The organism is Aeromonas sp. 30P, assembly GCF_051919805.1.
GTDB classification, from domain to species: Bacteria; Pseudomonadota; Gammaproteobacteria; order Enterobacterales; family Aeromonadaceae; genus Aeromonas; species Aeromonas veronii.
Window position 1 is genome coordinate 4,694,354 of sequence record NZ_JBQBEA010000001.1, and the last position, 8,147, is coordinate 4,702,500.

The window sequence follows — 8,147 nt, forward strand, 5'->3', positions numbered from 1 at the left end:
GCCGCAATTGCGGCCCTTTCAATCTATCGGCTTCCGACTACTCTTGTAAGGTAGACATATCGGGAGTTGCACATGTCGGCCCAATCCATCGAACCCCACTACTCAACTCCTCTGTTGGCGTTGGTCTCTGCCATTATGGACTTCCCGGCGCCACAAACCGCCACGTCTGACGATTACGATGCCCTGATCCAGCAGATTGACCAACTCTGCCCGCTGCAACATTTCGGCATGCTGGGCCTCTCCGATACCGGTCTGAACTGGCTTTACGCCTACAAGGTCAGCGACATCTTCAAGCAACAGCTGGGCCGGGAGCAGTCCCGCATCACCGATCAACTCACCCAGCTGGATGAGGCCGAAGGGTGGTGCGTCTTCCCCATCGAGCATGGCCAGATACAGTGGTTGCTGGCGCGTGGCACACCAGCCGACCTGCCGACCCTGCGTCTGCTGCTGGAGTGTCTGGCCAAACGGCTGACCGAAACCCAGGCGGGATCCCATCTCACCGAGCTGCCTTCGCCGCTGATCCGCAAAGACCCGAACTGGAAAAAGAAAATCGAGAGCATCAGCCGCATCATGCGGCTCGCCAATACCCTGCCGGCTCAGGCGCTCTTCTCCCAACTGGAAGCGGTACTGCGCCAGATGCTCACCATCGAGGACATGCTGCTGGTCAGGTTAACCAGTCAGAAGCTGGAAAAGATCTACCCTGCCCATCCCCATCAGGGAGACGAGTTCATCAGCGGCTTGTGCCACAGCACCAGCAATATCGAGGTGAGCAGGGAGTCCCGCTACTGGCACAGCATGCCGCTGCGGCTGCAACAACAGTACTTCGCCCACTTCATCATCAGTACGGCTCAACCGCTTGAGACCGACGACAAGCTGTTTCTCGACTTCCTGCGTGGTCAGCTCACCCTGCTGCTGGAGCTGAGACGGATCCGCCAGCAGCTCAACGACATCAATACCGAAGACTCCATCAACCAGCGGCTGCAACAGCTGCGTCAGACCAACCTCAGGCTGCAAAAGCAGCTCAAGCAGCATCAGGAGCTGGAACGGCGGCTGCAATTCGATGCGCTTCACGACCCGCTGACCCAGCTGCCCAACCGCGCGCTGTTGATGAACCACCTCAACCATGCCATGACCCACTACAACCGCTACAAGTCGCCGGGATTCGCGGTAATTTTTATCGATGTGGATCATTTCAAGCAGATCAATGACACCCTGGGCCACAGTGCTGGCGATCAGCTGCTCAAGGAGGTCAGCCGCCGCCTGCAGACCTGCATCCGGCAAAACGATCTGGTGGCCAGACTGGGGGGCGATGAGTTCGTCATCTATCTGGACAGCAGTAAGAGCGACGATGACATCAGCCCGGTGCTCAACCGCATTATCAGCCGTCTCTCCTACCCTTTCCGGCTACTCGGCAACGAGCTGAGCATTACCGTCAGCCTTGGGGTATCGAGCGTATCCGAGCAAACCTCAGATATCAGCCAGCTGCTCCATCAGGCCGATCTGGCCATGTATCAGGCCAAGCGCAATGGCCGCAGTCGCATCGTCAGCTACTCGGATGATTGCATCAACCAGAACTGGAATTCGCCGGAAGAGATGCTGGCCAGAGCCCTGCGGGAGGGGCGTATCGTCCCCTATTTCCAACCGGTGATCCGGCTGCAGGATAGCCGCCTGACCGGACTGGAGGTGATGGCGCGCTGGCTGACCGAGGAGGGGATTCTGAAGGATGCGTTCGACTTTATTCCGCTGGCGGAGCAGTGCGGCCTGATTCTGGAGCTGGATTACCAGATCCTGCGCCACACCTGCCAACAGCTGAAGAACTGGCTGCCAATCTCCGGGCAGGGCAAGTTCAAGATCGCCATCAATCTGTCGGGCACATCTGGTCAACCATGACCACATCATGCGGCTGATGGGAATTATCGAAGAGGAGGGGGTCGCCCCCGGCTATCTGATTTTTGAATTCAACGAGCGGGAGCTGTCGCGGCAAGATTCCGATGCGCTGGCATCCCTGCATGACCTGAGGGCCAAGGGTATCCAGATCAGCCTCGATGATTTCGGCACCGGCTTCTCCTCCCTCAACGCCCTGTTCCACTTCCCGGTGGATTACATCAAGGTGGATGACAGCTTTACCCAGCGGATGCTGCAATCACCCAAAGATTTGGCGCTGATCCGCGCCATGCGGGATATCTGTCAGGATCTTGATTACACCCTGGTCGTCGAGGGGATCGAGAACCAGCAGCAATTGCAGAAGCTGATTGATATCGGCTGCCGGATGGGGCAAGGGCGCTATATCTCACCGCCCATGCCGGGAGCAGACATAGTACCGCTACTGACCCCGGCCAATCCTTAGGATTAATCCTTCTTGAACAACGCCCGCAGGTTGGCAACACCGACCTGCCCCTTCTGCTGGCGTTCCTCGGCTGTCACCTTCTTCTGGTTTTCCCATTCAAGGTCATCCTGCGGCAGCTCCAGCAGGAAGCGGCTCGGCTCTGGCCGTACCGACTCGCCAAACTGACGCCGCTCCTTGCAGAGGGTGAAGGTCAGTTCGGTCTGAGCCCGGGTGATCCCCACGTAGGCGAGACGCCGCTCCTCCTCCACGTTGTCTTCATCTATGCTGGTCTGGTGGGGCAGCAAGCCCTCCTCCATCCCCACCATGTAGACATAGGGGAACTCCAGCCCCTTTGAGGCATGCAGCGTCATCAACTGCACCTGATCCGCATCATCTTCCCCCTCGTTGCGCTCCATCATGTCGCGCAGGGTGAGGCGAGTGACCACCTGAGCCAGCGTCATCGACTCCTCCAGCTCATCCCCTTCCAGCATCTCGGTGATCCAGCGATAGAGGGTGGAGACGTTCTGCATCCGCATCTCGGCCGCTTTCGGGCTGGGGGAGGTCTCGTAGAGCCACTCTTCGTAGTGGATCTCCTTAATCATGTCCCGCACCGCCTCCACCGGATTGCCACGCTGCGCCTGATCGCCAAGGCGAACCAGCCAGTTGGTGAAGGCCTGCAGGGCCACGAGGCCACGGCCGGAGAGGTGCTGCTCCAGCCCCAGCTCGAAGCTGGCAGCAAACAGACTCTTACCGCGCTGGTTGGCGTATTGGCCAAGCTTTTCGAGGGTGGTGGGGCCGATCTCGCGACGCGGCAGGTTGACCACCCGCAGGAAGGCGGTGTCCTCATCCGGATTCACCAGCAGCTTGAGGTAGGCCATGATGTCCTTGATCTCGGTGCGGGAGAAAAACGAGGTGCCGCCGGAGATACGGTAAGGGATCCGGTTGGTCATCAGCGCCTTCTCGAAGATGCGCGACTGATGGTTGCCCCGATAGAGGATGGCGTAATCCTTGAACCGGGTGCGGTTCATAAACTTGTGTCCCATCATCTCGGCGGCGATCCGCTCCGCTTCGTGCTCCTCGTTCTTGGCAAACAGCACCTTGAGCTTCACCCCTTCATCCAACTCGGAGAAGAGCGCCTTGTCATAGACGTGGGGGTTGTTGGCGATCAGGATGTTGGCGCACTTGAGGATCCGCCGCTTGGAGCGGTAGTTCTGCTCCAGCTTGATCAGCTTGAGGCTGGGGAAATCCTCGCTCAGCAGCACCAGATTCTGCGGCTTGGCACCGCGCCAGGAGTAGATAGACTGGTCATCATCCCCTACCACGGTAAAACGTGCCCGCTCGCCGACGATCTGCTTCACCAGCTCGTATTGGCTGGTGTTGGTGTCCTGATACTCATCGACCAGCAGATAGCGGATCTTGTTCTGCCAGCGCTCGCGCACCTCCTGATTGCTCTTGAGCAGCAGGGTCGGCATCACGATGAGGTCGTCAAAATCCAGCGCGTTATAGGCCACCATCTGGCGGTGATAACGCTCGTAGAGCTGGGCCATCAACACCTCTTCCGGCCCGCGAGCGATGCGCATGGCGCGGGCTGGCAGGATAAGGTCGTTTTTCCAGTTGGAGATTTGGCTGATAAGGGCCGAGAGCTTGTCCTTGTCGTTGTCGAGCTCGTCTTCAGTCAACTCTTTCAGCAGCGCCAGCTGGTCGGTGTCATCGAACAGGGAGAAGTTCGCCTTGAGATTCAGGCTCTTGTGCTCCCGACGAATGATATCGAGACCCAGAGTATGGAAGGTGGAGACCATCAGCCCCCGCGCCTCCTTGCGACCCAGGGTCTGGCCGACCCGCTCCTTCATCTCCCGCGCCGCCTTGTTGGTAAAGGTGACCGCAGCTATGTTGCGCGCACTGTAGCCGCACTGCTGCACCAGATAGGCAATCTTGTTGGTGATGACGCGGGTCTTGCCCGATCCGGCACCCGCCAGCACCAGGCAAGGGCCGGAAACATACTTGACCGCTTCGTTCTGATTGGGGTTGAGCTTCATGGGCCGGATCTCTTGGCTTATGATGAGGGGCGGCATTGTACCAGAAATCTCTCGATGAGCCGTACCTGCTGCACGGCAGGCAACCGCCCATCGGGCTTATCCGCCTTGTGTTCGGGCGCTATTTTCAGGATCATGGCCGACCTTTCGAGATGATGACTTTTTCCAGATGATGAGGGGAGCATGAATCAGCAACAGCACGACCAACTGCGCAGCCAGTTTCCGGCCTTGGCGCAGGAGGTAAACGGCCACCCTCTGGTCTATCTGGACAACGCCGCCACCACCCAGAAGCCTCAAACGGTACTGGATGCCATCGCTCACTACTATGGGGCCGACAATGCCAATGTGCACCGCGCCGCCCATGCTCTGAGTGGCCGCGCTACCCGCGCCTTCGAAGCTGCCCGCGAAACGGTCGCCCGCTTTATCAATGCGCCTCGCAGCCACGAAGTTATCTGGACCCGTGGCACCACGGAGGCGATCAATCTGGTGGCCCAGAGCTGGGGGATGAGCGAGCTCAAGGCGGGGGATGAAATCATCCTCAGTACGCTGGAGCACCACGCCAATATCGTCCCGTGGCAGCTGGTTACCCAGCGTACCGGCGCGGTGATCCGGGTCATCCCGCTCAATGAGCGGGGCGATCTCGATCTGGCCTCCTATCACGCCATGCTGGGGCCACGCACCCGGCTGGTGACCGTAGCCCACGTCTCCAATGCCCTCGGTACCGTCAATCCAGTCAAAGAGATAGTGGCTGCCGCCAAAACGGTTGGCGCCGTGACGCTAATCGACGGCGCCCAGGCAGTGGCTCATCTCGAGGTGGATGTGCAAGCCATCGGTTGCGACTTCTACGCCTTCTCCGGCCACAAGCTCTATGGCCCGACCGGCATCGGTGTGTTGTGGGGCCGCACCGAGCTATTGGAGCGGATGCCGCCTTGGCAAGCCGGTGGCGAGATGATCGATCGGGTCAGTTTCAGCGGCACTACCTTCAATACCCTGCCTTTCAAATTCGAGGCGGCACCCCCCATATCGCTGGCGCTATCGGCCTCGCCGCCGCCATCGACTTTGTGATGGGGCAAGATAGGGAATGGCTCGCCCAACATGAGCAGGCACTGACCGACTATCTGGCCGCTGGTCTGCAACAGGTGCCAGGGCTGCGTCTGATCGGCGAACCCGGCAAACGCGCCGGTGCGGTCTCTTTCTTGCTCGACGACATCCACCCGCAAGATGCTGCTACCCTGCTCGATATGCAGGGGATCGCCCTGCGAGTCGGCCATCACTGCGCCATGCCACTGATGGAATCCCTCGGGATCGGCGGCACCATGCGCGCCTCGCTGGCCTGCTACAACAATCGGGACGATGTCGACACCCTGCTGGCCGCCCTGCACAAACTCAGTGACTTCTTCTAAGGCAGACAACCGAATGAGTGACCTCGCAAGATATACCCAGATTGGCCTTGAGCCCAACGCCGACACCGTCCGCCAGCAGTTTGCCGCCGCTCACGGCTGGGAGAACCAGTACCGGCTCATCATCCAGCTCGGCAAACAGCTGCCGGTGCTACCCGGCGAATGGCAGCAGGAGGAGTTCCGCCTCAAGGGGTGTGAAAGTCAGGCGTGGCTGAAGGGAGAAAAAAGCGAGGATGGCTGCTGGCACTTTGCCTGTGATTCCGATGCTCGCATCGTGCGGGGCCTTATCGTCATCGTGCTGGCGGCGCTCAACCACCAATCGTCTGCGGCGATCCAGGCTTTTGATATGGAAGGGTATTTCAGCGAACTGGGGCTTGAGAAACACTTGAGCCCGTCACGAGGTAACGGGCTCAGAGCGATCGTACTGGCGATCCGGGAACAAGCGGCCTAACCCGCCTTGTTCAGTGGTCGATTAGGCTTCGCCAATCGACCCAGCATCTTCATTCCCGGCCTCTTTCTCGGCTCGGGCGCCCCGCTCTGCAATCTTCTTCAATACCCGGGACGCGGCAACCAGTCCGAAGGTTGCCGTCACCGGCGTCACGGCGCCAAAACCGGAGGCGCAATCCATCTTCATGGTGCCATCGCTGGCCGCCTTGGCCTGACAGGTACCGCCATTGCCATCCGGATAACTCAGCTGCTCGGTTGAGAAGACACACTCCACTCCGAATTTGCGCGCCGGATTCTTGCTGAAGTTATGCAATCTGCGCAGGTCGGAGCGCACTTTGGCCGCCAACGGATCCTGAATAGTCTTGGCCAGATCGGCCACTGTGATTTGGGTCGGATCCATCTGCCCGCCAGCACCACCCGCTACAATCACCGGGATCTTGTTACGCTTGCAGAAGGCAATCAGCGCCACCTTGGCCTTGACCGAGTCGATGGCGTCCACCACATAGTCACACTCCCGCTTGATATGCTCGGCCAGGTTATCGGCGGTAACGAAATCGTCCACCTCGATCACTTCGCAATCCGGATTGATGGCGCGAATGCGCTCGGCCATCACCTCGGTCTTGAGGCGACCAACCGTACCCAGCAAGGCGTGGATCTGGCGATTGGTGTTGGTGATGCAGATATCGTCCATGTCGATCAGGGTGATCTGGTTGATGCCAGCACGAGCCAGCGCCTCGGCCGCCCAGGAGCCCACGCCGCCGATCCCCACCACACAGACCTTGGCCTGGCTAAAGGAACGCAGGGCATTCTGACCATAAAGACGGGCAATGCCCCCGAATCGCTGTAGATATTCTGCTTTCATACCACCACCTTGCTTGAGGGCGGCCATTATAACGGCAACCACCGCCAGCCGCGATGGCAGAACCGGAGAAAATCGAGGAGGAAAAATGGAGAAAACGGCAGGGAAGAGAGAATAAAAGGTCAATTATCAGCCGACTTTCTGAATGGCAGCCAATAAAAAACCCCGCTCATTGAGCGGGGTTTCTTGTATTTGGTGCCTGGCAGTGTCCTACTCTCGCATGGCGAATGCCACACTACCATCGGCGCTACCGCGTTTCACTTCTGAGTTCGGCATGGGATCAGGTGGTTCCACGGCGCTATGGCCGCCAGGCAAATTCTTCAATCTGAGAAAGCTGACGTAAGTAATTCGTTCGTATTTGCTACAAGCCTTAGAACACTTCTTGGGTGTTGTATGGTTAAGCCTCACGGGTAATTAGTATGGGTTAGCTCAACACGTCGCCGCGCTTACACACCCCACCTATCAACGTTGTGGTCTCCAACGGCCCTTTAGGACCCTCAAGGGGTCAGGGATGACTCATCTCAGGGCTCGCTTCCCGCTTAGATGCTTTCAGCGGTTATCGATTCCGAACTTAGCTACCGGGCAGTGCCACTGGCGTGACAACCCGAACACCAGAGGTTCGTTCACTCCGGTCCTCTCGTACTAGGAGCAACTCCCTTCAATCATCCAACGCCCACGGCAGATAGGGACCGAACTGTCTCACGACGTTCTGAACCCAGCTCGCGTACCACTTTAAATGGCGAACAGCCATACCCTTGGGACCGACTTCAGCCCCAGGATGTGATGAGCCGACATCGAGGTGCCAAACACCGCCGTCGATATGAACTCTTGGGCGGTATCAGCCTGTTATCCCCGGAGTACCTTTTATCCGTTGAGCGATGGCCCTTCCATTCAGAACCACCGGATCACTATGACCTACTTTCGTACCTGCTCGACCTGTCCGTCTCGCAGTTAAGCTGGCTTATGCCATTGCACTAACCTCCTGATGTCCGACCAGGATTAGCCAACCTTCGTGCTCCTCCGTTACTCTTTGGGAGGAGACCGCCCCAGTCAAACTACCCACCAGGCACTGTCCGCGAGCC

Annotated in this window: 3 protein-coding genes, 2 rRNA genes and 2 pseudogenes (1 of these 7 cut by a window edge); 3 read left to right on the forward strand and 4 right to left on the reverse strand. The window is 58.7% G+C overall.

Annotated features, from left to right (window positions below; translation table 11 throughout):
- Positions 1 to 72: 72 nt before the first annotated feature.
- Positions 73 to 2,347: pseudogene (locus ACTG2B_RS22370) on the forward strand (putative bifunctional diguanylate cyclase/phosphodiesterase).
- A 2-nt stretch (positions 2,348 to 2,349) separates the two neighbouring features.
- On the opposite strand, the gene rep reads toward ACTG2B_RS22370, so the two are convergent.
- The gene (gene rep, locus ACTG2B_RS22375; RefSeq protein ID WP_202003547.1) at positions 2,350 to 4,362 is read right to left on the reverse strand and encodes a DNA helicase Rep; all 2,013 of its coding nucleotides are present in this window, start codon (positions 4,360 to 4,362) and stop codon (positions 2,350 to 2,352) included.
- 180 nt (positions 4,363 to 4,542) lie between these two features.
- Here rep and ACTG2B_RS22380 point away from each other — a divergent pair.
- Positions 4,543 to 5,762 (forward strand): annotated as a pseudogene (locus ACTG2B_RS22380) (aminotransferase class V-fold PLP-dependent enzyme).
- Positions 5,763 to 5,775: 13 nt separating this feature from the next.
- Positions 5,776 to 6,210 carry a SufE family protein gene (locus tag ACTG2B_RS22385; protein ID WP_213387855.1) on the forward strand — a complete coding sequence of 145 codons (435 nt, stop codon included), beginning with the start codon at positions 5,776 to 5,778 and terminating at the stop codon, positions 6,208 to 6,210.
- A 21-nt stretch (positions 6,211 to 6,231) separates the two neighbouring features.
- Here the strand turns inward: ACTG2B_RS22385 and tcdA are convergent, their stop codons facing one another.
- The 3 genes from tcdA to ACTG2B_RS22400 all read right to left on the reverse strand — a co-directional run.
- The gene (gene tcdA, locus ACTG2B_RS22390) at positions 6,232 to 7,068 is read right to left on the reverse strand and encodes a tRNA cyclic N6-threonylcarbamoyladenosine(37) synthase TcdA (RefSeq protein WP_421347447.1); all 837 of its coding nucleotides are present in this window, start codon (positions 7,066 to 7,068) and stop codon (positions 6,232 to 6,234) included.
- A 194-nt stretch (positions 7,069 to 7,262) separates the two neighbouring features.
- Positions 7,263 to 7,377, reverse strand: a 5S ribosomal RNA gene (rrf, locus tag ACTG2B_RS22395).
- 81 nt (positions 7,378 to 7,458) lie between these two features.
- Positions 7,459 to 8,147: ribosomal RNA gene (locus ACTG2B_RS22400) — 23S ribosomal RNA — on the reverse strand; it runs 2,201 nt beyond the window's last position.